Origin of the sequence: Mesorhizobium sp. B2-3-6, assembly GCF_006442305.1 — a bacterium.
Classification (GTDB): Bacteria; Pseudomonadota; Alphaproteobacteria; order Rhizobiales; family Rhizobiaceae; genus Mesorhizobium.
The window spans coordinates 406,389-430,015 of record NZ_VFVW01000001.1; the positions used below are offsets into that span (position 1 = coordinate 406,389).

At 65.5% G+C, this 23,627-nt stretch carries 19 protein-coding genes; 9 read left to right on the plus strand and 10 right to left on the minus strand.

The features are described 5' to 3' along the window. Window positions 1-96 precede the first annotated feature (96 nt). The 7 genes from FJ953_RS01950 to FJ953_RS01980 all read left to right on the plus strand — a co-directional run bounded on the left by FJ953_RS01950 (window position 97) and on the right by FJ953_RS01980 (window position 9,075). A complete protein-coding gene (locus tag FJ953_RS01950) occupies window positions 97-1,287 on the plus strand; it encodes an AraC family transcriptional regulator (protein WP_246674693.1) in 1,191 nt (396 codons plus the stop codon). A 174-nt stretch (window positions 1,288-1,461) separates the two neighbouring features. Further along, the gene (locus tag FJ953_RS01955; protein ID WP_140622962.1) at window positions 1,462-1,980 is read left to right on the plus strand and encodes an AraC family transcriptional regulator; all 519 of its coding nucleotides are present in this window, start codon (window positions 1,462-1,464) and stop codon (window positions 1,978-1,980) included. A gap of 196 nt (window positions 1,981-2,176) precedes the next feature. Further along, window positions 2,177-6,580 carry a YadA-like family protein gene (locus FJ953_RS01960; RefSeq protein WP_140622964.1) on the plus strand — a complete coding sequence of 1,468 codons (4,404 nt, stop codon included), beginning with the start codon at window positions 2,177-2,179 and terminating at the stop codon, window positions 6,578-6,580. A gap of 7 nt (window positions 6,581-6,587) precedes the next feature. Further along, window positions 6,588-7,175, plus strand: a complete 588-nt coding sequence (locus tag FJ953_RS01965; protein ID WP_140521477.1) for an invasion associated locus B family protein — start codon at window positions 6,588-6,590, stop codon at window positions 7,173-7,175. 13 nt (window positions 7,176-7,188) lie between these two features. Continuing rightward, complete coding sequence (locus FJ953_RS01970; protein ID WP_140521478.1) at window positions 7,189-7,875, plus strand: hypothetical protein; 687 nt, start codon at window positions 7,189-7,191, stop codon at window positions 7,873-7,875. A 50-nt stretch (window positions 7,876-7,925) separates the two neighbouring features. After that, window positions 7,926-8,393 carry a DUF4189 domain-containing protein gene (locus tag FJ953_RS01975; RefSeq protein WP_140521479.1) on the plus strand — a complete coding sequence of 156 codons (468 nt, stop codon included), beginning with the start codon at window positions 7,926-7,928 and terminating at the stop codon, window positions 8,391-8,393. 64 nt (window positions 8,394-8,457) lie between these two features. Then, the gene (locus FJ953_RS01980) at window positions 8,458-9,075 is read left to right on the plus strand and encodes an invasion associated locus B family protein (protein ID WP_140521480.1); all 618 of its coding nucleotides are present in this window, start codon (window positions 8,458-8,460) and stop codon (window positions 9,073-9,075) included. 27 nt (window positions 9,076-9,102) lie between these two features. Here FJ953_RS01980 and FJ953_RS01985 read toward each other — a convergent pair whose 3' ends face one another. Together FJ953_RS01985 and FJ953_RS01990 are read right to left on the minus strand one after the other, a co-directional pair. Beyond that, window positions 9,103-9,816 carry an SEL1-like repeat protein gene (locus FJ953_RS01985; protein ID WP_140521481.1) on the minus strand — a complete coding sequence of 238 codons (714 nt, stop codon included), beginning with the start codon at window positions 9,814-9,816 and terminating at the stop codon, window positions 9,103-9,105. Between the two features lie 85 nt (window positions 9,817-9,901). After that, window positions 9,902-11,887, minus strand: a complete 1,986-nt coding sequence (locus tag FJ953_RS01990; protein WP_140622966.1) for an ABC transporter ATP-binding protein/permease — start codon at window positions 11,885-11,887, stop codon at window positions 9,902-9,904. Window positions 11,888-12,183: 296 nt separating this feature from the next. Here FJ953_RS01990 and FJ953_RS01995 point away from each other — a divergent pair, with 296 nt between their 5' ends. After that, window positions 12,184-12,624, plus strand: a complete 441-nt coding sequence (locus tag FJ953_RS01995; protein ID WP_140500175.1) for a hypothetical protein — start codon at window positions 12,184-12,186, stop codon at window positions 12,622-12,624. Window positions 12,625-12,672: 48 nt separating this feature from the next. On the opposite strand, the gene FJ953_RS02000 is transcribed toward FJ953_RS01995, so the two are convergent. From FJ953_RS02000 to FJ953_RS02045, 8 genes are all read right to left on the minus strand, one after another. Beyond that, on the minus strand, window positions 12,673-13,659 hold the full coding sequence (locus FJ953_RS02000) for an ABC transporter permease (RefSeq protein WP_140521483.1): 987 nt from the start codon (window positions 13,657-13,659) through the stop codon (window positions 12,673-12,675). Between the two features lie 229 nt (window positions 13,660-13,888). Further along, window positions 13,889-14,860, minus strand: a complete 972-nt coding sequence (locus tag FJ953_RS02010) for an ABC transporter permease (protein ID WP_140521484.1) — start codon at window positions 14,858-14,860, stop codon at window positions 13,889-13,891. Then, complete coding sequence (locus FJ953_RS02015) at window positions 14,857-16,407, minus strand: sugar ABC transporter ATP-binding protein (protein WP_140521485.1); 1,551 nt, start codon at window positions 16,405-16,407, stop codon at window positions 14,857-14,859. Before FJ953_RS02015 ends, FJ953_RS02010 begins: the two co-directional genes overlap by 4 nt. A 276-nt stretch (window positions 16,408-16,683) precedes the next feature. Beyond that, on the minus strand, window positions 16,684-17,718 hold the full coding sequence (locus FJ953_RS02025) for an ABC transporter substrate-binding protein (RefSeq protein WP_140582418.1): 1,035 nt from the start codon (window positions 17,716-17,718) through the stop codon (window positions 16,684-16,686). Window positions 17,719-17,819: 101 nt separating this feature from the next. Next, a complete protein-coding gene (locus FJ953_RS02030) occupies window positions 17,820-18,734 on the minus strand; it encodes a sugar phosphate isomerase/epimerase (RefSeq protein WP_140622968.1) in 915 nt (304 codons plus the stop codon). A gap of 38 nt (window positions 18,735-18,772) precedes the next feature. Next, on the minus strand, window positions 18,773-20,308 hold the full coding sequence (locus tag FJ953_RS02035; RefSeq protein ID WP_140622970.1) for a mannitol dehydrogenase family protein: 1,536 nt from the start codon (window positions 20,306-20,308) through the stop codon (window positions 18,773-18,775). Further along, a complete protein-coding gene (locus tag FJ953_RS02040) occupies window positions 20,305-21,087 on the minus strand; it encodes an SDR family oxidoreductase (protein ID WP_140500072.1) in 783 nt (260 codons plus the stop codon). Before FJ953_RS02040 ends, FJ953_RS02035 begins: the two co-directional genes overlap by 4 nt. A gap of 70 nt (window positions 21,088-21,157) precedes the next feature. Then, entirely contained in the window at window positions 21,158-22,051 is an 894-nt protein-coding gene (locus FJ953_RS02045) for a MurR/RpiR family transcriptional regulator (protein WP_140622972.1), read from the minus strand. Window positions 22,052-22,382: 331 nt separating this feature from the next. Between FJ953_RS02045 and FJ953_RS02050 the strand changes: the two genes are divergently transcribed. Next, window positions 22,383-23,567 (plus strand): Gfo/Idh/MocA family oxidoreductase, encoded by a 1,185-nt coding sequence (locus FJ953_RS02050; protein ID WP_140622974.1) that lies wholly within the window; start codon window positions 22,383-22,385, stop codon window positions 23,565-23,567. The last annotated feature ends 60 nt before the right edge of the window (window positions 23,568-23,627 follow it).

A 23,627-nucleotide genomic window follows, 5' to 3' on the forward strand; every position in this document is an offset into this window, starting at 1 on the left:
CGACTGGCTCCGCGCCGCGCCGTTGCGTGCCACTGATGCCGAACAACGCTGTCGAACCACAGGGCCGACACAGCCTCGCATGTGAACTCCTCCTTCGTGACCGATGCGTTGCCGGCTTACGCCCGGGCCGACGAATCCGGAAGCGAAGATCCGTCAAGGCTCTTCGCTATTGACAGAAATGCTGCTGAACTTCCTTCGACGGTCAGTTCTTCTTTCTTATCTCGAATAAAGAATTTTCTTTGCGCGTGGAAGTTCTTTTCAATTCGAGGCGTGTGCGTTACGTTGATTCCGGGTCAGGGGAAGGGGATACCAAGCGGCGGTAAGCCGGCTGAGGCAACACGTATGAAACATGCGGGCGGGGCTCGGGAAAGCGGCGATTCCCAGGGCGTCGATCAAGAGCGGACAGCTCGATACGTCCTGGATATCATTCCGGAAAGTGCTGGTCCCAGAAGAGCCACCGCCCGCGGAAGCGTCATCTATTCCGTCCGCAGTCCGGGATCGCAGAAATTCCTGGCCAGGGAGCATTCCACGGGGATTGTGCTGAGGCCGGCACGCAAGCTGAGAGCCTCGCTCGGCAGTGACAGGATCACGCAGTACGATGCGCCGGTCGGCTGTCTCGTCGTCAATCCGGCGGGCGTCGACAGCACGCTGGCCTGGTCGCAGACCAGGGAGAACGCCGTCGTTTCGATCTCTCCCGAAGCGCTGTCCGAGCTGGCGGCCCATGAGTTCGACCTCCCGGACGTCAAGCTCGAGCCGCCCGCGTTCGGCACGGTTGACCTGAGGGCGCTCAACATAGCCCAGATGATCACTGCCGAACTGACCGACAGGCTGCCGCCGAACGAGCTCTATCTGGACTCGCTGCTGACGGTGTTCGGGGTGCATCTGCTGCGCGGTTATACGGGTCGCAAGAGGCAGGCCGCGTCGCCCAAAGGCGGGCTCTCCGCCGTTGGCGCCCGACGCGTGCGAGAGTATCTCGACCAGAACTTCGTGCGGAAAGTCATGGTCGCCGAGCTCGCGTCGGTCGCGGGGGTGTCACCAAATCATTTCATAGCAAGGTTCGCCGGGACATTCGGCATGCCGCCGCATCGGTATCTGATCAACCTGCGCCTCGATCTCGCGGAAAAGCTGCTGGCCGGCGGAGAGTTGCCGATTGCCGAAGTCGCCTACCTTGCCGGATTTTCGGATCAGAGCCACCTGGCCGCGACCATGAAGAGATACAGGGGAAGGACGCCAGGCGGGCTGGTGACGCTTTCCGCAGGAATTGAAAGCCCGGCCATGGCAAAGTAGCAACAGCTGCCGGCCAGCGATCCAAGACCGGAATTTCCTACAAGGCTTCCGGAGTTTTTCAAAATACGTCCGTCACCACCTGTGCCCCAAGCTTTGCTGGAGTCATTTGGAATGCCATTCAGTTCGCGCATTGCTTGCCATCCGGCCGGGTCGATCACATGAGCGGGGTTGGCGATGCGGGCCCGCTTCGATCAATCACGAATTGTTTTTCGGGGGAACGGGGAGGGAGGCCTCGGGTTGAAGTTCATCTTGGAAATATCGGGAGGCCGAAAAATGCCGGGCGCTGATGGTCCCCCCGGATCGGTTTCCGGAGCCAATCCGGCCCGGCAGCCGCTGCTCAACGTGAAGGGCGGGCTTTCCGTCCGCAGTGCGCGCAAGGTGCAGGAGTTCCTGAACGAGAACTTCTCGCGCAAGCTGGCGCTTGCCGAAATGGCCGCCGTCTGCGGATTTTCATCGTACCACTTCGTGCGCGCCTTCTCCAGGACGTTCGGCATGCCGCCGCATCAATATGTTCTCGATCTCAGGCTGGACTTCGCGGAAAGACTTCTTGCCGACAGCCGCATGACCATCGCCGACATCGCCCATCTGAGCGGGTTTTCGAGCCAGAGCCACTTCACCACCATGATGAAGAAATACCGGCAGATGACGCCGATGCAGGCACGGGCGGCCAAGTTTAACGCAAAGATTAGATGAAGCCGCGCTCTCGTCACTATTTGATTACTTGATTTTAAAGCAGTTGCTAAGGTAACGAGCCGTTAACCTCCGCGTATATGCTCGTATCTTTTCTCACAAGACAGCAATTTCGTGAAATACCGCGAAGGGGAATCATGTCTTCCTGCTGTGGAGTGGAAGTGTCAGACATTTCGTGCCGGCCAGCGGAGAGGGAACCATGACCGACAATCATATTTCGGGCGGCCATATTTCGGGCGGCTCGCTCCTTGTTCAGCGCCGTGCGGCGCATTTCGCCAGTCACTGGATCGCGAATGGCGATCCTCGGTCCCGCTCGGCCCGGCGCCGCTTGATGGCGGTCCTGCGCATGGCGCATCGTGCGCTGGGCATGGGGCGCAAGCGCTTGGGGCTGGGAACGCTGGGCGTCGGCGGGGCGCTCGGGACCGCCGTGACGCTGGGCGCCTTCGCGATCGGCATGGCCGCGACGCCGGCTCAGGCGCAATATCAGGCCGGCGGCGGGTCGGCGACCGCTCCCGAGGCCATCGCGGTCGGAAACGGCTCAAACGCCAGCCTTAACTGGGCCATAGCGCTCGGTTTCCAGGCCCAATCGACGGCGCAATACGGCGTCGCCATTGGTCGCACCGCGTCGGCCACGGGCACCGGCGGCGCAGTGGCGATCGGCTCCGGTACGATTTCAAACAATATCAACACGGTAGCGATCGGCGTCGCCGCGGGTGCCACTGGGGCCGGGGCCAGCGCGCTGGGCACCAACGCCCAAGCTTCGGGAGGGAACTCCACCGCAGTCGGTGTCAGCGCCACGGCCAGCAACAACTATGCGTTCGCCGCTGGCTACGGATCCGTAGCCAGCGGGCTGCGCAGCACTGCGATTGGGCAGTTCGCAGGGGCGTCCGGGCTGGACGCTGTTGCACAAGGCACCAGCACCGTTGCGAACAGCCAAAATGCCGTCGCCGTCGGCTTCCAGTCGACCGCAACCGCGATAAACGCCGTCTATCTCGGCTCGCGCACCGCTGCCGGGACGGGAGCCTTGGCCCAGAGCGCCATTGCTATCGGTACGGACGTGACGGCGTCTCAGGTCGACACCACCGCAATCGGACGCCAAAGCAAGGCAACGGGAACGGGCGCCACGGCGATGGGTAAGAACGCCAGCGCCTGGGGCAACCAGTCCATTGCATTCGGTGTGGGCGCGCAGGCAGGCGTGCAGGCCGACACGGCCGTGCCCAACAGCATCGCCATCGGCACCAGCGCGCTTGCGAATAAGAACAACGCGATGGCGCTCGGCACGCTGGCCAATGCCACGGAGGACGGTGCCATCGCCATGGGCTCCTCTACCAACGCGACAGCCACGCAGGCCGTGGCGCTTGGCGTTTCCGTCAACGCCACTGGCGCCGGCGCCACCGTGGTGGGCAGCGCAGGCTCCACTGCGTCCGGTGCCTACTCCATTGTGGTAGGCGCCACCAGTACCGCGAGCGGAGCCAATTCCATCGCCATCGGCCCCTCGACCAACGCGACGGCGGCTAACACCATCGCCTTGGGCGCCAGCGCCAAGGCGGATTCCGCCGAAGCGGTCGCCATGGGCACCAATGCGGTAGCGACCGGCGGCAAGGCCGTCTCCATCGGCTCCGGCAACACCGCCTTTGGCGACGGCGCGGTCTCGATCGGCGACCCGAGCTATGCCAGCGGCACCGGCGCCTTCACCGGCGGCGCCAACAACATCGCCAACAGCGACGGCACGGCGACCGCCACCGCGGCCAACATGGCCAACGGCGCCGTCGCGATCGGCAACAGCAACAAGGCGATCGGGCAAGGTTCCGTGGCGCTGGGCAACGGCTCGACGGCGGGCGCCGCCGGTCTTGCGGGCAATGTCGCGATTGGCGATGGCGCGACGGCGGCGGCAAGCTCCGGCGACGTGGCGCTCGGTTCGGGCTCGGTGACCACCACGGCGGTCGGCACGGCCAGCGGGGTGGTCAACGGCACCACCTACGCCTTCCAGGGCACCAACCCGACCTCGACGGTCAGCATCGGCGCGGCCGGCGCGGAACGCACCATCACCAACCTGGCGGCTGGGCGGATCAGCGCGCTCTCGACCGACGCCATCAACGGCTCGCAGCTCTTCGCCACCAACCAGGCGGTCGATGCCATCGGCGCCGTCGTCAACAACATCAATGTTGGCGGCGGCATCAAGTATTTCCATGCCAACTCGACGCTGGCGGATTCGCAGGCGCTGGGAGCCGATTCCGTCGCTGTCGGCCCGAATGCGGTCGCCAACAATGCCGGCGATGTCGCGATCGGCCTGAATTCGACGTCGGGCGCCACGACCAATGTCGGCGGCACGACGATCGGCGGCGTCAACTATACCTTCGCCGGCGGCACGCCGGCGGGCGCCTTCTCGGTCGGCTCGGCCGGCGCCGAGCGCCAGATCCAGAACGTCGCCGCCGGACAGTTGAACGGCGGTTCGACCGACGCGGTCAACGGCTCGCAGCTCTTCGCCACCAATCAGCAGGTGACGGCCAACACCACCGCCATTTCCAATATCGGCGCAGGCGTGACCAATCTCGGCAACACGATCAACAACATCACCGGCGACACGTCGACCGTCTTCACCGACGCCAATGGCGAAGGCATCCGCTATGCCCGCACCAATGAGTTCGGGCTGGCGCAGACCGATTCCTTCGCCCAGGGCGTCGGCTCCACAGCGGTCGGCTACAATGCGACCGCCACCGGCGTCAGCGCGCTGGCGCTCGGCCGCGACAGCAATGCCAGCATCGACGGCGGCGTGGCCCTCGGCTCGGGTTCGCTCTCCGATCGCCCGATCGCTCCGGCTACCGGGCAACTGCCCGCCGGCCCATCCAACTTCATCCAGTACAACACCACCGACAAGGCGCTGCTCGGCGCCGTTTCGGTCGGCAACGCCACCTCCTACCGGCAGATCACCAATGTCGCCGACGGCACGCAGGACCAGGACGCGGTGACGGTGCGCCAGCTCGCGGGCGCCATCGCCGCCGTGTCGGCCACCTCGACCAAGTATTTCCATGCCAATTCGGTGGCGGCCGACTCGCTGGCGGTCGGCGCGGAATCGGTCGCGGTCGGTCCGACCACGGTCGTCAACGGCGATAACGGCATCGGCATCGGTAACGGCGCCATCGTCGACCAGACGGCGCCCGGCGGAACCGCCATCGGCCAGAACGCCCATGTGATGCTGGCGGACGGCCTGGCCTTCGGCACCAATTCGCTCGCCTCCGGCATCCAGTCGGTGGCGCTCGGCGCCGGCGCGCAAAGCACCTTCATCAACAGCGTGGCGCTGGGCGCGCAGTCCATCACCTCGGTCGGCGCGCAGGCCGGCTACGCGGCCTTTGCCCTGACCGCCCCGCAGACCTCGGTGGGCGAGGTGTCGATCGGCGACGCCGGAGCTGAACGCAAGCTCACCAATGTCGCGGCGGGCTCGGCCGACACCGACGGCGTCAACGTCTCGCAGCTGCGCGGCGTGTCGCAAAACGTGACCAACCTGTTCGGCGGCAACACCACGCTCAACCCCGACGGTTCGATCACCGGGCCGACCTACACCGTCCAGGGCAACACCTACACGACCGTCTATGACGGGCTCACGGCGGTCGACAATGCCTTGACCACCATCAGCAATGGCGGCGGCATCAAGTACTTCCACGCCAATTCGTCGCTGGCCGACAGTATCGCCGGCGGCACCGAGGCCGTGGCGATCGGACCCGAAAGCGTGGCGAGCGGCAACGACAGCCTGGCCGCCGGCCATGGCTCGACGGCTACCGGGGCGGGCGCCGTCGCGCTCGGCCAGGGCGCGCAGGCCAACAACGCCAACGATGTGGCGCTCGGCTCCGGCTCGGTGACGCAGACCGCCGTCGGCACCTCCAGCACCGTCATCAACGGCAAGACCTACGCCTTTGCCGGCACGACGCCGACCGGAACAGTCAGCGTCGGCGATGCCGGTGCGGAGAGGACGATCACCAATGTCGCAGCCGGACGGATCGCCGCCGACAGCACCGACGCGATCAATGGTTCACAGCTCTTCGCCTCCAACCAGGCGATCGAGGCCCTGCAAACCGGCGTCGGAAATCTCAACCAGAATGCGGTGACCTATGACACGCAGGGCGGCGCCAAGACGAACACCATCACGCTGCAAGGCGGAGACGTCAACGCGCCGGTCGTCATCTCCAACGTCGGACCTGGCGTCGCCGGCACCGACGCGGTCAATGTCAACCAGCTGACCAAGGGCCTGGACACCGCCATCAGCACATCCAACAGCTATACCGACAAGGTGGCGGCCACGACCCTGCAACAGGCCAACGACTATACCGACCAGAAACTCGGCCAGCTGAATTCGGACATCAGCGGCATCCGCGACGAAGCCCGGCAAGCGGCGGCAATCGGCCTCGCCGCCGCCTCGCTGCGCTACGACGACCGTCCCGGAAAGCTGAGCGTCGCGGCGGGCGGCGGCTTCTGGCGGGATGCCAGCGCCTTTGCCTTCGGCGCGGGCTACACCAGCGAGGACGGCCGCATCCGCGGCAATGTCTCGGGCACGGCGGCGGGCGGAAATGTCGGTGTCGGCGCCGGCCTGAGCTTCACGTTAAACTGAGGCGGGAATGAACGGGGCAACCAGCCGTCATGCCCGGCTTTTCCTCCTGACCTGCCTGGCGCTTGCCGGCGGCCTGTCCTTGGCCGCCGGGCCAGCCGCCGCGCAAGCGACCGCGCCCTACAGGATCAAGCCATCCGACGTGGCGGTGCCGCCGGATGTGAAGCTGGGCCAATACCAGCGCACCATCCGGCCCTTCGAGAACTGGACGCTGATCTGCGACGAGAACCTCAAGGCGCGCAAGAAGGTCTGCAATGTCTCGCAGGTGATCGAGGACGGGGCCGGCAGGATGGCCTTCAGCTGGTCGCTCGCGGCCACGCAGGACGGCAAGCCCTACATGATCCTGCGCACCGCGCCGAACGCCAAAAGCGACGGCCTGGTGTCGCTGAAGTTCGACGGGCGCGACCCGATCGACGTCCACTTGAACGGCTGCAACGAAGTGGTCTGCGTCGGCATGCTGCCGGTGGGGCCCGTCATCCGCCAGCAGATAGTGCAGAAAGCGACGCCGGCCATCTCCTACCCGACCGTCGACGGCCAGACGATTACCGTGACCGCAACGCTCAAGGGGCTGTCCGAGGCCCTTGCGCCAATCAAATAACCGAGGCAGCACCGTGAGCCAGCAAGACCCGTTCATCTCCCCAGCGCGCGGCCCGAGCGTGGAGCCGGACCGCAAGAGGATCGTCGAGCCCGATCGCAAGAGGGGCGCCGAGCCGCAGCGGCGGTGGCCGCGCGTCCTAGCCTTCTCGCTGCTGGGGCTGGCCATGATCGGCATCGGCTTCGCTGCCGCCAACTATGCCGCGATCGCCGGTCTCGTCGGCACCCCGACGGCGGCGCAGGCCCGGACGGCGCCGCCCGCATTGCCGGACTCGCCTTTCCTCGAACATGTCAAACAGGCCGGCGTGCAGGCCTGCTCGACGATCTTTCCCGTGCTCGGACAGGTTCTGACGACGGGCTCGAAATACAGCGTCAAATCCTTGTGGAACGACCAGGCCGCCGACAAGCACGCCGTGCAGGCCCTCGTCGGCATGGACTATTCAACGGAAAAATACAGCGGACCGGCCGCCGGAGTGGTTTTCGCATCGCCCACCGCTTCCGGCTGCGAAGGCGCGATGGTGCGGGTGGCACCGTTCGCCAGCCCGTGTTCGGAGATCCCGTCCGTTCTTCCGCAAGGCAGCAAGATCACCGATCATCTCGGCCAGGTCGAAGTGTACGAGCTGGGCGGCAATTCGGGCGAAGCGCTTCTGCTGCCGACCGGCAATAGCTGCGTGGTGATTTCCATCGCGTCGGCGTCGAAGTGATACAACGGGATAGGCGAATGGGCGAGGGCTCCTGGAAAGGATTGCAGACCATGAAATCGCGACGTCTGGCAGTTTTGTGCATGGCCCTGCTGTGGAGCGGGCAGGTTGTCTCGGCCGACCTTGTGGCGCCGCCGGAGCCGGAGCCGAAGGAGGAAAAAGGCATCTGGGGGGCGATCGCCTATTCCAACATCGATACCAAGCACGGCTTCTTCTGGGGCGCCGACAAGCGCCAGGAGGCGAAGGACGCCGCGATGAAATATTGCGAGAACGCCGGCGGCAAGGGCTGCACTGTTGTCACCGTGTTCCGCAATCACCGCCATTGGACAGACGACGACGAGACGGGCTTTCCCTATAAGCACTGCGGCGCCCTGGCCGTGGCCAGGGAGAAGCAGAGCGACCGGCTGACGCCCTGGGGGGCGAACTCGGCCGAGACCCGCAAGGACGCGGAAGACCTCGCTCTGCAAGCCTGCGAGGCGGCGGGAACCGAATGCAAGATCCGCGAGTGGGTCTGTACCTGAAGCGCACCGCGCTCACGCGACGCGCTTTGGAATTGCTTTTGCACCCTGCGTGAGGCAGATGACCATGCCCACGGCCCCGAAAATCCCATCCGGTTTTCGGGGCCATGCGCGTGAACCCCGAAAGAGAAAGTCGCCATCGTTGTTTGACAGATTTGTTCTTCTGAAGGCGGCCGCAATCTGCGCGGTGGCCCTGGCTGCATCGAGTGCCTGTGCGCAACAACAGCAGGCGGCCACGCTTCCAAACGGCGCGTCGTCGCTCCAGGAGACCTATCAGGACTGGAGCCTGGCCTGCACCATCCAGGACAATGCACGCGCCTGCTCGGTTTCGCAGGACCAGACGCAGAAGAACGGCCAGAGGCTGCTGGCCGTGGAGTTGCGCGCGGGGCCGAAGGGTGGATTGACCGGAACCCTGCTTCTGCCTTTCGGCATCCTGTTCGACCCAGGCGTGACGATCCAGGTCGACGACCAGCCGCCCCTCGGCCAGTTGCGGTTCCGCACCTGCCTGCCGAACGGATGCGTGGCGCAGTTTCCGATCGACCGGGCGCTGGCGCAGAAGCTGAAGGCGGGCGGCGTATTGACGCTCAACGTCGTCACCGACGCCGAGACCAAGCTCAACTTCCCCGTCTCCCTGAAAGGCCTCGGCGCCGCCCTCGACCGCGTCGCGGCGCTGAGCGGGCGCTGAGGCGGGACGAAGCTTTAGCTGGGGCGATTAGTTGCAGCCAGACCACGCCGCTGCGGCATCTCCGAAAGAGCGATTGTATTGGCAGTTCTGCCGTTCGACGTCTTGCCGTCTTTCTTCCTCTTCGCGCTGGATCTCCATCACAGCCTCGTCACGAGTTTGCCCATTGGCATCGACTGGCTCCTGCGCGTTGGCAAGCTCTTCAAGATACGTTTCTAGATTACTGGCGCCGATCTTGTTACCGAGTTCAGCGGCTTGCCTCGAATGTTCGATGGCCGCCGCTTGATCCACAGGACCTCCCAAGCCGTTCCATTCCAGGTAGCCCAGCTCGGCCATTGCCGCAGGCAGTGACTGTGCTTCCTTCAACCAAGCTCGCGCGGACGTGTAGTCTTTTTCATCCGCGAGTGCGGCCGCATACATATATTCCGCGAAGACGTAGCCTTTTTGGATTGCAAGGTTCAGCCCAACACTAGCAGCCTCTTTGTTGCCCTCCGCCTGATAGACTCTGGCGAGATGATAGATGTCGCTACTCTTTACCTTATCCTGGACCATCGCGGCTTGGCAGTGCTTTTTCGCTTCAGCGATATCAATCTTATCAAATTCGACGCCTTTGCCCTCATATCCAGGTTCGTCTGGGTGAGCGGCGAGTCGATCGCAAGCCGCAGAAGCTGTCTCGTAATCCTCGGCGTGAGAATTGACCGTCGAGAGTGCGATGCCGACCAAAAGCAGCGTTGCAACACGCATGGCTGTGCCTCCATAAGCGGATCTTATCAAAAGGCAAAAGGTGGTAGTAAGTCGGCAATTGGATGTAGGTCTTCTTTCAGGCCGCCTACTCCAGCTCGCGCGGCCTTTGGGCCGCAGCGCCGGAGCCCCACAAGGCGCGCCTGAGCAGGTTCCGTCCGCCCTTGCGCGGGACAAGATTAATATCGCTGACAAGCTTTGCGCCGCCCTCGCGCCGCTCCAATGTGATCTTACGGCTGTGGAAGGCTTCCAGCTCGGCGCGATGCGCCACACTTATGATGGTCACCTTCGGCAATTCATGGATGACCGTCTCCATCATCTTGTCCTGGCTCTTCTCATCGAGCGCCGAGGTCGCTTCGTCCAGAACGACGATATCGGGATGGTGCAGCAGGAGGCGCGCGAAGGCGAGCCGCTGCTTTTCGCCACCCGACAGGGTCTGGTCCCAGGGCGCGTCTTCCTCGATCCGGTCCTTGAGATAATCGAGCCCCACCTTGTCGAGGGCGGCGTTGATCTTCTCCAGCGTCCAGTTCTCGGCGGCGGCCGGATAGGCGACCGCGCGGCGCAGCGTCCCGGAGGGGATGTAGGGACGTTGCGGCAGCATGAACAGCCGCCTGCCGGGGTGGAAGTCGACGCTGCCGCCACCCCACGGCCAAAGGCCCGCGACGGCCCGCACCAGCGTGCTCTTGCCCGAACCGGATTCGCCGGCCACCAGCACCCGCTCGCCAGGCTCGATCTCGACCTCGGTTTCCTTGACCACGCCGGTGCCGTCGTCGAGCGATACCGAGAGATTGTCCAGGCTGAGCATCGCACCGTCTTCGGTTTCGCCGTGCCTGATGCGGCCCAGCGCGTCGCTGCGTTCGGCGCGCTCCAGCCCGTCAAGCGACATCATCAGCGAGGCAATACGCCGTGCCGAGGCGTTCCAGTCGGCGAGGCGGGGATAGTTGTCGACCAGCCATCCGAACGCGGCCTGCACGATGGCGAAGGCTGAGGCAGCCTGCATGATCTGTCCAAGGGTCATGCTGCCTTCGAGAAATTTTGGCGCGCAAAGCAAGATCGGCACGACCGGCGCAAACAGGCTCGACCCCTGCGACACCAGCGCTGTGCGCATGTGCTGGCCTGTCAGCAGCGCCCATTGCCGGAGCACCGTGCCGAACGTCTTGTCGATGCCGCTGCGCTCCTCCTCCTCGCCGCCGAGCAAGGCGATGCTCTCGCCGTTTTCGCGCACGCGCGTCAGCGTGTAGCGGAAATCGGCTTCCGCTTGGTTCTTCTGCTCGGAGAGCCGCACGAAATGGCGGCCGATGACCACCATCGAAGTGGAGGTGATGGCGGCGTAGATCACCGCGGTCACGACCAGGAAGCCGGGAATGGTGACGCTCCAGCTTCCGATCGGCAAAGTCAGCGCCCCGCCGATCGTCCACAGCACCACGATGAAAGTGGAGGCCGACAAAAACGCGTTGATCACGCCGGAGATGAAATCGACGGGCGATTCCGTGGCGATCCGCAAATCCTCCGCGATGCGTGCCTCGGGGTTCGTGTGGTCGCCGCCCACGAGGTTCAGCTGATAGTAGCGGCCGCTTGCGAGCCAGCGCGCGATGATGGCGGTGGTCGACCAGGAACGCCAGCGGCGCTGGATCGTCATGCGAAGGTAGACTTGCGCGACGACAAGGCTTGCGCTTCCAACCACGAGCGGCGGGAACACGGCGCTGAGCACATAGACGGTGTGGGCGTTGCGCTGCTCGATGGCGTCGAAGATCGAGCGGTTCCAGATGTTGATCCCATACTGGAAGCCGACATTGATGCATATCAGCATCAACAGCCCGATCGTGAACGGCCAGGCCAGCTTGTCGCCGCGCGTGCTCCAGTAGCCGCGCGCGCTGATCCAGAAGCGCCTCAGCAGGTATCGCTTGCGCGCCTGCTCGGCCTCCTGCGGCGTCAGCTCCGGACCGGGTTCGATGGCCCCGGGCGGCGGCGCAGCCTCGCCCACGACCTCGGACGCAACTTCGACTGTCGAGGCCTTCTCCTGGTGCGACTTCTCTGCCTTGCGCCGCCTGGCGCCGTCGACCGTTTTCGGCATGAGTTCAGCCTCGGATGTAACGGCGACAACGGCCTAAAAATCAAAAAGTTTCACCAGGCCCGCTCCAGACGGCGCCATGGGTCTCCCCGTGCTCCCCTGCTCGACCCGCGATGCCGCCAGCCGCCGCTGGACAATTCGCCAGCCGGCGGGCCCGTTTAGCGACGGTCTCCTCGCAGCCGGAACGAGACCGTGTGCTTGGAACCAATGATGGGCGAGACTGTTTAGCCATGAACTTCGATGCGACGCCGACGTCCCGGCCCGGTCGGGTGAGCAGCGACCTTGAGGAGCCCCTTGTCATGAAGATTTCGTCCAGATTTCGTTCAGTCGCCATCGCCGTCATCACTGCCGCGGGCGTTGGCTTTGCCAGTGTCGCGCACGCCGACACCGGAACGATCCGCTTCTCCATCTACAAGGCGGCCTTCTTCATCGGCGGCGCCGGAGGCGAGGGCACGCTGACCTTCCATGGCCGCCGGTATCCGATCTCGGTCGGCGGCATTTCGGGCGGCCTCGCCTTCGGTGCCTCCAAGACCTATTTCCGGGGCACCGTGCGCCATATCAAGCGCGCCCGGGACGTGACGGGTGTGTACGGCGCGGCGGGCGGCGGCGGCGCGCTCGGCAAGGGCGCCCAGGTGATCGTCATGACCAACGACAAGGGCGCCCAGCTCGAGCTCACGGGCAGGCAGGTAGGGCTGCAAGTCAACGCCGATCTCAGCGGCATGAGCATCACGGTGAAGTGAGGGCGATCACTGCGTCGGTGTTTCCAGGGATGAGCCGGCGGCCCCTCCCTACCGCTCCTCCACGATCCGCAGATAGGCCGCCGTCACGAACAGCACGATCAGGCCGAACAGGATCCTTCTTGCCCCCTCCGGCATCTGCAAAATCGTCAGCAGCGTCGTCAGCACGGTCAGGATCAAGGCACCGATGATGGTGCCGGTATAGCCGCCGCGGCCGCCGAAGATGGAGGTGCCGCCGATGACGGCGGCGGCCACGGAGGGCAGCACCAGCGGTTCGGCGAGGGACAGGGAAGGGGCCTTGATCAAGCCGATATAGAGCAAGCCGGTGATGCCGGCGAGCAGGCTGGAGAGGACGTAGAGCGCGGTGATGACCTGCCAGTAGCGCACGCCGGAAAGGCGGGTCGCGCGCTCATTGTCGCCGACGGCGTAGAGCAGGCGGCCGAAACCGGTGCGGTTGAGGCCGAAGACGATCAGCACCGCGACGGGGACGAACAGAAGCAGCGCGTTGGGAAACCCTGCGGTCACGCCGGTGCCGAGCCAGGCGAGGAAATCGGGGATCTTGGCGCCCGAGGCGATCACCGTGCGTTGATAGACCTGCAGGAAGCCGGTGCCGATCAGGCTGGTGCCCAGCGTCATGATCAGCGGATGGACGCGGAAGACGCCGACGCCGATGCCGTTGACGAGGCCGATCATTACCGCCGGCATCATCGCCAGGAGGAAGGCCACGGCCGGGTCCTGGTTGACGGCTTGCGTAGCCATGATGAAGGCGCTCATCGTCGCCACCGTGCCGACAGAGAGATCGATGCCGCCGGTCAGCATGGTCATGGTCTGGCAGCCGGCAAGGATCGCCAAGGGAATGGCGAATTTGATGGTGTTGGCGATCCAGCGCTCGTTGACGATGCCGGGGCGCAGGATCTGCAAAATCACAACCAGGATGACCAGCAGGATGACCAGCGGAATCAGCGGCCGGTCGGCCATGAAGCGTTTGACACGGCGGCCGAAGGGGACGGGTTGGGGCGTGATTGCGGTGGTGCTCATGGGGTGGCTCTTGTCTGCAAATGTAGCGCCCTACGGCGGCCCCCTCTGTCCTGCCGGACATCTCCCCCTCTAGGGGGGAGATCGGACGGGGTGACGGCTTTCGCAAATTGTCGGCGTTGCAAGAATGAGCGAGCCGCCGAAGCTCCCAATCTCCCCCCTTGAGGGGGAGATGTCCGGCAGGACAGAGGGGGGCGCCGTAGAGCGCTATGCGCCAATTCATTCTCCCTCATCATTGCCGACCCCGCATCGTAATGAAAGCCCCGAACATCACCACGGCGACCATGATGAGGCCCTCGATGATGGCGGTGACGTTGGGATCAATGGCGAGCAGGGTGAGATCGGTGCGCACCAGGCGCAGCACGAAGACGGCGACGATGGGGCCGAGCAGGCCGCCCTTGCCGCCGCCCAGCGCCACGCCGCCCAGCACCACGGCCGCGACGCTGGCGAGCAGATAGGGGCCGGGAATAGGAGCGCCGATGCCGGTGCTCATGGTCAGCGCCAGGCCGCCCATGGCCGCGAACAGGCCCGACAGCGCATAGGCGATGATGCGGGTGCGCTTGACCGGCACGCCGCTGCGGAACGCCGCCAGCTCGCTCGAGCCGATGGCGTAGATGGACAGGCCGAGGCGCGAGCGCCGCAGCGGTATCCAGACGATGCAGAGGCAGATGATCAGCACCAGCAGAGCCTTCGGCAGCCAGGCGTCGATGTTCTGCGGCAGGCCGGGTATCGGGACCGTGCCTGAAATCATCGCCTTCAGCCATTCGGCGGCGGCGCCGCCCGGCGCGCCGAGCACCAGAAGAGCCGCCCCTTGCAACACGAACAGCATGGCGAGCGTCACCACGATGTCGGGGACACGGGTGGCGACAATGAGCAGGCCGTTGAGCGCGCCGAGCACAAACCCCATGGCCAGTACGAAAGGCACCACGAACAGCGCGTATTCTTCCGAGGCGCCGGCCATCATCGAGGCGGCGGTGACGCTGGTCAGCGCCATCATGGCGGCGACCGACAGATCGATGCCGCCGGCGATGACGACGACGGTCTGCGCGGCCACGGCAAAGGCGTAGGGCAAGACGGCCCGCGCCAGCGAGCCGAAATCGCCGCTGCCGTAGCCGGGCTGGATCAGCTTGGTGACGACGAACAGCACGATGAGGAGGGCGAACAGGCCGGCGACCCAGCCCTGGCGGCGCAGGAGATGGCTCATGGCGTCGCCTCCGGCGCATCCGGGGCATTTGCTGTCGGGTCCGCCAAAATGCCGATATCGGCCTTGACGCCGCGCGGCAGGCCGTAGGCGGCGCGCATCAGTGCCGGCTCGTCCGCTTCCTCGACCGGGAAGATATCGACGACGCGGCCGCCGAAGATGACGATGACGCGATCGCAGACGCGCTGCACCTCTTCGAGTTCCGAGGTGTAGAACAGCACCGACTTGCCGTGGCCGGCGAGCTCGCGCAGCAATTTATAGATCTCCTGCTTGGTGCCGACATCGATGCCGCGCGTCGGGTCGAAGCACAGGATGGTGCGGGCGTCCGCCGCGATCCAGCGTGCGATGGTCACCTTCTGCTGGTTGCCGCCGGACAGGCGCTGCACCTCGCCTTGCGCGCGGGTGTCGATCTGGAGGCGCGCGATGGCGCTCGCCACCGTGGCGCGCTCCTTGCGCATGGCGATCGGCCCCCAGTTGCGCAAGGCGGCGCTGAAGGGCAGCGCGATGTTCTCGCGCACCGAGCGCTGCATGGCGAGGGCTTCGGAACGGTCGCCCGGCACATAGGCGATGCCGGCGCGGATGGCGTCGATCGGATGGGTGAATTTCGCCGGCTGGGCGTCGACCTCGATCGTGCCGCCGGACGGTTTGATCGAGCCGGCAAGGGCGGCGAACAATTCATCCTGGCCCTGGCCTTCGAGCGCGACGACGCCGGCGACCTCGCCGTCGGCGAGCTCGAAGGAGACGTCGTTGAGCTTGGTGCCGACGCGCAGATTGCGCACGGCGAGACGCGGGCGGGCAGGGGCCGATGTGGCGGCCTGGCCGGCGGCGCGGGCGGTCACCTTGGTCTTCTCGATGCGGGCGCCGAGCATCAGCTCGACGATCTTTTCCTCCACGCCGGGCTCGATGTCGAGAACGCCGACGGTCGCGCCGTCGCGCAGCACGGTGGCGCGGTCGCAGAGCGCCGAGATCTCGACGAAGCGGTGCGAGATGAAGATCACGGCGCGGCCGCTGTCGCCCTGGCGACGCACGACTTCCAGCACCTTTTCGGCAAGATTTGCGGGGAGCGCCGCGGTCATCTCGTCGAGCAGCAGCACGTCGGGCTCGACGGCGAGCGCCCGCGCCAGGTCGAGCACGCGCAGCACCGCCAGCGGAATGTCGCGCGCGGTGTCGCGCAGGTCGAGGTCGGGAATGCCAAGTTCGCGCACCCAGGCGCGGAACGGCTCGACGGGCGTGCCGGTCAGCCGCAGATTGGACAGTATGTCGAGATCGGGGATCAGCGACGGTTCCTGGTAGACGGGCAGAAGGCCAGCGCGGCGCGCGGCGGCGGGCGAGCGTATGTCACGCGCCTCGCCACGGATCAGCACGCGCCCGGCCGAGGCAGGAACCGCGCCGGTCAGGATCTTCACCAGCGTCGACTTGCCGGCGCCATTGGCGCCCATCAGGGCATGCACCTCACCCGGCAGGACAGACAGCGACGCGTCGCGCAGCGCGGCAACCGCGCCGTAATTCTTGGCGACGCCGGAGGCGTCAAGGAGGGGTTTGGTGGTCAAATTGCTGTCCGTACCAGAAACTCAATTGCTGGCGCTCTACGGCGCCCCCCTCTGTCCTGCCGGACATCTCCCCCACAAGGGGGGAGATCGGCCGTAACTTCGGCTTTCGCCAATTTTCAACGTGGCAAGACGAGAGCCGGCGCCGAAACTGCCAATCTCCCCCAAGTGGGGGAGATGTCCGGCAGGACAGAGGGGGCGCCGTAGAGCGCTAACCTATCAAACCTTTGGTTGGCGGGGACGGCAAACGCCATCCTCGCTAGCCAATCAAAATAGCCCTTACTCCCCCGGCCCCTTGCACGCTACGATCTGGTCCTTGGTGTAGGTCGTCCAGTCCGGGATCGAGATCGAGACCGGCCATTCCGGGCTGAGCGACGGATCGGCGGCGGCCTTCAGCTTGGCCTTGCCTTCCTCGGTGGCGTTTTCCCAGAGCTGCGGCTCGACCAGAACGGTCTGCTGCGCCGGCTTCTTGCCGTCGAGGATCTGGAGCGCGAGCGTCACGCCGGCGCCGCCGATCGAGCCGGGATTGGTCACGGCGGCCCCGACCAGGTCCTTGACCGAATTCAGCTGGCCGACGAAACCGGCATTGTCGGCGCCGACCACGGGCACCATCGGCGCCTGCGATTCCACCAGCGCGTCGACGATGACGTTGTCGATGCCCGAGGTCCACACGCCGTTGAACGGCGTGCCGGTGGCGAGGAAGGACAGCATCTGCTGCTTGGCCTGGTCCTGCTGCCAGCCGGTGAACACTTCCTGCGCGACTTTCACGTCGGGAAATTCGGCCAGCGCCTTCTTGAAGCCCTTGTCCCGATCCGAGTCGGCCGAGGCGCCGGCGGCGCCGCGCATGTAGAACACCTCACCCTTGCCGCCCATCTGCTGGAACAGCCATTTGGCGCCGAGATAGGCATATTGTTCCTGGTTGTTGGAGATGATGTAGGCCGAGGGTTCGGTGACCGCCTGGTCGACGGCGACGACAACGATGCCGGCCTTGGTGGCTTCCTCCAGCCCCGCCTTGATGCCGGCGGGATCAGCCGGATTGACGACGATGGCGTCGACCTTGGCGCTGATCAGGTTGCGGATGTCCTCGAGCTGCCCGGCGGCGTCGGTGTTGCGGTGGGCGATGTTGAGCTTGGTCACTTCGCCGGAGGCCAGCGCCTGCGCCTTCATGGCGCAGACCATCTCCTCGCGCCAGCCATTGCCCTGCACGGTGTTGGAGATGCCGATCGTGTATTTGCCCTCGGCGGACGAGGCGCCCATCGAGGCCAGCAAGGCAGCGCCGGCAAGGAGCGGCACCATGGTCAGGTATTTCTTCATTTCAGATTTCCTCCACTTTGATTTTCGTTTCGATTCCAAGTCGTTACACCGGGCCGCGCAGAAAGAGATTCAGGCGGCGCCTCGATGTTGTTTTTGCGCCTTCATTTGACGAAGGGACGCAGCACGTCGCGGGCAAGCAGGAAACCGCGCTTGACCTTATCGTCGCTGCCCTCGAACCACCGGTCCTCGTGCTCGATGATGATCGGGCCGTCGTAGCCGGCACGATAGAGGCCGGAGAAGAAGCCGTTCCAGCCGACATCGCCCAGCCCCGGCATGCGCGGCACCTGCCAGCCTATGCCAGACGAAAGGATTCCGCGCTCGTACAAACCATCATGATCAATCATCAGGTCCTTGGCATGGACATGCAGCATGTAGGGGCCGAATTCCCTGATGAAGCGGGCCTGATCGATCATCTGCCAGACCAGGTGCGAAGGATCGAAATTCATCCCGACATCGCCGCCCCAGGTTTCGAGGATGCGGCGCCAGACCAGCGGCGAATAGGCGATGTTGTGGCCGCCCGGCCATTCGTCATAGCTGAAGATCATCGGGCAGTTCTCGAAAGCGAGCTTGACGCCGTGATCGCGCGCATGGGCGACGATATCGGGCCAGATTTCGAGCGCGTGCTGCCAGTTGACGTCGACGGTCTTCGAGGCATCGCCGCCGCAGAAGGTGTTGACCAGGGGCACGCCCATATTCGCGGCCAGCACGATCACCTGCTTCAGATGGTCGATCACCGTCTTGCGGTGGGCGGCATCGGGATGCAGCGGGTTGGGATAATAGCCGAGACCGGAAATGGTCAGCCCCTTGCCGGCAAGGTTTGCCGCGATATCCCTGGCCTGCGCCGGCGAGGTCGCGGCGGCGTCGATGTGGCTGGTGCCGGCATAGCGGCGGCTGGCGCCCGAGGCTTTCGGCCAGCAGGCGATTTCCAGCGCCTCGAAGCCGGCCGAGCTTGCCCAGTCGGCGACCGCGTCGAGCGGCGTCTCCGCGAACGGTGCGGTGAGCAGTCCAAGCCTCATAATGCCTCCCCCGGTCGTGAATTCACGACCGATTCCTACTATGCAGATCGTGCCGGTTGCTTCAACCGCTCATCTGCCGGTTGCGCGCATGCATGCCTGACGGATGCCATCGGATCGTCCGACAACAGCCCGTCGAGCGCCGATGTGACGGCCTTGCGGAACATGTCGTTGGCGGCGAGGGCGGGATCGAAGATGGCGTCGATCGCCAGGATGCCCGCAGCCAGTGCCGGGACGTCGCGTCCGCTTGCCTCCGCTATGCCAGCGATCTTGACGGCATAGGGGTCCGACACCGGCCAGCGCCGGCCGAACCGGGATGAAGCCTGGATCAGATAGGCCATCCAGCCGGCGACGGATACCGACAGCAGCGCAATGCTTTTTTCCTCGCCCAGCCGATCGCGGATCGGGTTGAGTAGGCGCTGCACGATCTTTTGCGAGCCGTCGGTGGCGATCTGGTGGTTGCGGTGGCGGATCGCGGTATTCTGCAGACGGCCAAGGCTCTGCTCGACATAGGCTGATGGGTCCATGCCGGGCACCGGCTTCAACGTTGGCAGAGTCTCCTCGACGAGCATGCGGCGCACGAAGGCCGACAGCAGCGGGTCCGCCATCGCATCGAAAGTGTGTTCGAGGCCGGCCAGCACGCCGAGATAACTGAGTGTCGTCTGAGCGCCGTTCAGCACACGCATCTTGAGATGCTCGAACGGCGTGACGTCGTCGACGAAGGTTGCCCCCACCAGGTCCCAGCGCGGCACGCGGCCGGCGAATTTCTGCTCGATCACCCATTGCCGGAACGGCTCGCCGGCAACGACGGCTCCATCGCGGTAGCCGAAAAGCTGCTCCACACCGTCGAGATCGGCCTGCGTGCTCGCCGGCACGATGCGGTCGACCATGGCGCTGGGGAAGGCGGCATTGGCCGCGATCCAGCCGGCAAGGCCGTTGCCGCGCCGTTCGGCAAAAGTCCGCACGACATTTTCCAGGATGGTGCCGTTCGCCGGGATGTTGTCGCACGAGAGCAGCGTCAGCGGCCGGCCGTGCGTGGCCATGCGTTGCTCCAGCGCCCGCGCCAGAATGCCGGGCACGCTGCGCGGCGTCAGCGGGTTTGCGAGATCGTGGACGATGTCGAGATGGTCGAGGTCGAGCGCGCCGCTGGCCGGAATATGGCAATAGCCCTTTTCGGTAACGGTCAGCGTCACGAATTCGATGTCCGGGGAGGAGAGCACTTCGAGCGCGGGCATAGCGCTCGCCTGGCTATCGACAACGCGCACGATGCTGCCGATGACGCGGGCCTCGACATGGGAATCCTGGCGGATGAGCCTGGTGTAGAGCCCGTCCTGAGGGCCGAGCGTATCGGCGAGCGCCGGCGGACGGATGTTGATGCCGACCACGCCCCAGCGGCCGAAGCTCCGCGCCAGGAGGTCGTCGGTGTATTCGGCTTGGTGGCAGCGGTGGAAGGCACCGACGCCGAGGTGCGCCATGCCTGCCTGGAGCAAGGCACGGTCATAGCCGGGCCTTTGCACCGTCGCCGGCAGGCGGCCGAGCAAGGCCGGACCGAGCGTCTCGGGCGCGGCTGTGCTCACCGGTTGGCTCCGATCACCCACTGTTCCTGGTCGATCAGCGAGCCGGTCATCGGTCCCGCGGCGTCGGAGAGAAGGAAGACGGCGAGCCTGGCCACGTCCTCCGCCGAGAACAGCCGGCCGAAGGGCTGCGCGGCGTTGGCGGCATCGAGCCAGCCGGCGCCGTGGCCGAGCGTCTCGGCCTGCATGACGCGCTCGGCGGGCGTATCGGTCCAGCCGACATTGATGCCGTTGACGCGGATGCGGTCGAAGCGGTGGGCGTTGGCTGCGTTCCTGGTCAGCGTCGCCAGCGCGCCCTTGGTGGCGGAATAGACGGCGAGCTCGGGCGAACCGCAATGGGCATTGATCGACAGGATGTTGACGATCGCGCCGCCCTGGCCCCGCTTCCGCATGTCGGCAATCGCCGCCTGCATGAGGAAGAAAGGGGCGCGGGCATTAACGGCGAACAGCGAGGCCCAGTCGTCGGGGGTCGCATCGAGGAAGGAGGCCCGGTCGGTCAGGCCGGCGGCATTGACGAGACCGTCGATACGGCCGAAGCGGTCGATGCAGGCTTGCGCAAGGAGGGCAGGGGCTGCCGGGTCGGAAAGCTCGGCGGCGATGAAGTGTGCCGGCGTGCCCGCTTGCGAGAGCTCCGCAGCAACGGCCTCGCCGCGCGTCCCGTCGCGGCCGGTGACCAGCAGGCCGCCGGCGCCGGCACGCGCCAAGGTTTCGGCGACTGCCCGGCCGATGCCTTGCGTCGCGCCGGTGACCAGCACCATCTTGCCGTCGAGCTGAAGCTCCATTCCTCCTCCCGGAACAAAGTTTCTATTTCTGAAGATATGGAATGTCAGTTCCCGTTAGTCAACCGCGCAATCATTCTGCCCGTTGGGCCACGACACCATGGACCAAAGCCATGCCGACGGCGAGCGACGCCGCCAGCGAGCGGAAGCCTGCGAAGTCCTGTTCCACAACTTCCAGCCAGGTGTCCGAGAACTTGACCAGCGGAGAAAAAGTGCTGTCGGTGATGGTGACGATCCGCGCGCGCCGCTCGTGGGCGACCGCGACGAGGTCGGGCGTGATCGAATTGTAGGGACTGAAGGAGACCGCCAGCACCGCGTCGCGTCTGCCGATGCAGCCGACCTGGTCGAGCGCGGTGGAGCCGACATTGTCGACCAGCACATTGCGCACGCCTTGCTGCGACAAGGTCAGCGAGAGATAGCTGGTGACGGGAAAGGCGCGCTTGGAGCCGATGACGTAGATCAGCTCGGCGGCCGAAAGCAACGCCACCATTTTCTCGAAGCTCTCGATATCGAAGCCGGTTTCGATGCGGCTGAGCGAGGCCTGCGAGGCGCCGACCATGCCGCGCAGGAAATGCAGGTCGGCATTGGATACGCGCGGCGTGCGTTCCTGGCCGCGCCCTTCCGGCCAGGACGCCTTGACATGGTCCTTGAACAGGCCCTGGAAATCGGAAAAGCCGGCATAGCCGAAGATCTGGGCGAAGCGCACCAGCGTCGAAGGCTGCACCCCTGCCTGCGCGGCGACCTGTGCGATGGTGCCGAGCGCGACGTCGCTCGGATGCTGCCACAGGAAGATCGCGACCTGGCGCAGCCGCTTGGGAAAATGGACCGTGCCCGACGACAGCACCGCGCGCAGCTCCTCGTAAGTCTGCGGCTTGATATAGCCGAGCGCCGCCAGCGAGCGCCCGCGCTTGCGGGTCGTCGCCTCGTCGGCGCTGGAGGGTCCGGATGATTTGCGCGCCCCGCTCATGATTTCAGGCTAGCGCGATACGATCGTTTTACAATATGAAAATTGGAAATCCTGTTCGAGGGTGGTAGCTGTTCTGCAGCGAAGAAGTTCGATGCATTCAACATAGCACCCTATGGCGCCCCCCTCTGTCCTGCCGGACATCTCCCCCACAAGGGGGGAGATCGGATGTCACGCCGGCTTTCGCCAAATTGCCAGCGTTGCATGAAAGGCGTCGCGGTCGACGCTGCCAATCTCCCCACCTGTGGGGGAGATGTCCGGCAGGACAGAGGGGGGCGCTACAGAACTCGACGGTGGGTGCTGGCTTAACATCCTTAAATCGGAGGAGACAAACATGGTCTATGCGACATCGGACGGATCGGCGGGCAAGCGTTTGCGCGTCGGCATGGTGGGAGGCGGGCAGGGCGCCTTCATCGGCGCTGCGCATCGCCTCGCCATGCGGCTCGACGACCAGATCGCGCTGGTGGCCGGAGCGCTGTCGTCCGACCCCGGGAACGCCGCCGCCTCGGCCGCCGAGATCGGCATCGCGCCGGAGCGCAGCTATGCCGATTACCGCATGATGGCAAAGGCGGAGGCGGCGCGCCCGGACGGCATCGAGGCGGTCGTCATCGTCACGCCCAACCACCTGCACGCGCCGGTCGCGACAGCCTTTCTGGAAGCCGGCATCGATGTGATCTGCGACAAGCCGCTGTCGACGACGCTGGGCGAGGCGCAAGCCCTGGTGGCGCTGACGCGGGAGAAAAATCGCCGCTTCGTCGTGACCCTCAACAACACCGGCTACGCCATGGTGCGCCAGGCGCGCGAGATGGTGGCGGCGGGCGAACTCGGCCGCATCGTCTCCGTGCACGGGGCCTATATCCAGGACTGGCTGACCAGGCCGATCGATGCCGACGGCCAGAAACAGGCGGAATGGCGCACCGACCCGGCGCGCGCCGGCCAGTCGGCGGTGGTGGCCGATATTGGCGTGCATGCCTTCAATCTGGCGAGTTTCATCAGCGGCCGCGAGGCCGAGACGGTGTCGGCCGACCTGTTCACCGCCGTGCCGGGACGGCGGCTCGATGATAACGCGCATGTGCTGGTGCGCTGGGCGGGCGGGGCACGCGGCACGATCCTGGCCAGCCAGACGTCGCCCGGCCACTATAATGATCTCTCCGTGCGCATCTATGGCGACAAGGCGGGGCTTGAATGGTCGGGCACGCGGCCCGAGGAACTGCGCTTCTCCAGATATGGCGAGGAAAGCCGCACGCTCGTGCGCGGCGGCCATGGCTCGACGCAGGAAAGCCGGCGCGTGTCGCGCATGCCGGCCGCTCATCCCGAAGGCTATATCGAGGCCTTCGCCAATTTCTACCGCGACGCCGCCGACATCATCCGCGCGCATCGTTCGGGCGCCGCCGTCGATGCGGCCCGGGCGGCGCAGGTGCCCGATGTGGTCGACGGCGCGCGCGGCGTGAAGTTCGTCGCCGCGGCGGTGGAGTCGAACGCGGCTGACGGGGCGTGGACGGCGGCAAGGTTCGGGTGAGGGTGTGCCATCCAATGTGACATCGCGGCCACGCCCGACGGTACCGCGCGGTTGACGGCG

Coding starts and splice junctions, on each gene's coding strand:
- FJ953_RS01955 (WP_140622962.1), top strand. CDS start 1,462: ATGCGGGCCCGCTTCGATCAATCACGAATTGTTTTTCGGGGGAACGGG.
- FJ953_RS01960 (WP_140622964.1), top strand. CDS start 2,177: ATGACCGACAATCATATTTCGGGCGGCCATATTTCGGGCGGCTCGCTC.
- FJ953_RS01965 (WP_140521477.1), top strand. CDS start 6,588: ATGAACGGGGCAACCAGCCGTCATGCCCGGCTTTTCCTCCTGACCTGC.
- FJ953_RS01975 (WP_140521479.1), top strand. CDS start 7,926: ATGAAATCGCGACGTCTGGCAGTTTTGTGCATGGCCCTGCTGTGGAGC.
- FJ953_RS01980 (WP_140521480.1), top strand. CDS start 8,458: ATGCCCACGGCCCCGAAAATCCCATCCGGTTTTCGGGGCCATGCGCGT.
- FJ953_RS01985 (WP_140521481.1), bottom strand. CDS start 9,816: ATGCGTGTTGCAACGCTGCTTTTGGTCGGCATCGCACTCTCGACGGTC.
- FJ953_RS01990 (WP_140622966.1), bottom strand. CDS start 11,887: ATGCCGAAAACGGTCGACGGCGCCAGGCGGCGCAAGGCAGAGAAGTCG.
- FJ953_RS01995 (WP_140500175.1), top strand. CDS start 12,184: ATGAAGATTTCGTCCAGATTTCGTTCAGTCGCCATCGCCGTCATCACT.
- FJ953_RS02000 (WP_140521483.1), bottom strand. CDS start 13,659: ATGAGCACCACCGCAATCACGCCCCAACCCGTCCCCTTCGGCCGCCGT.
- FJ953_RS02010 (WP_140521484.1), bottom strand. CDS start 14,860: ATGAGCCATCTCCTGCGCCGCCAGGGCTGGGTCGCCGGCCTGTTCGCC.
- FJ953_RS02025 (WP_140582418.1), bottom strand. CDS start 17,718: ATGAAGAAATACCTGACCATGGTGCCGCTCCTTGCCGGCGCTGCCTTG.
- FJ953_RS02030 (WP_140622968.1), bottom strand. CDS start 18,734: ATGAGGCTTGGACTGCTCACCGCACCGTTCGCGGAGACGCCGCTCGAC.
- FJ953_RS02040 (WP_140500072.1), bottom strand. CDS start 21,087: ATGGAGCTTCAGCTCGACGGCAAGATGGTGCTGGTCACCGGCGCGACG.
- FJ953_RS02045 (WP_140622972.1), bottom strand. CDS start 22,051: ATGAGCGGGGCGCGCAAATCATCCGGACCCTCCAGCGCCGACGAGGCG.
- FJ953_RS02050 (WP_140622974.1), top strand. CDS start 22,383: ATGGTCTATGCGACATCGGACGGATCGGCGGGCAAGCGTTTGCGCGTC.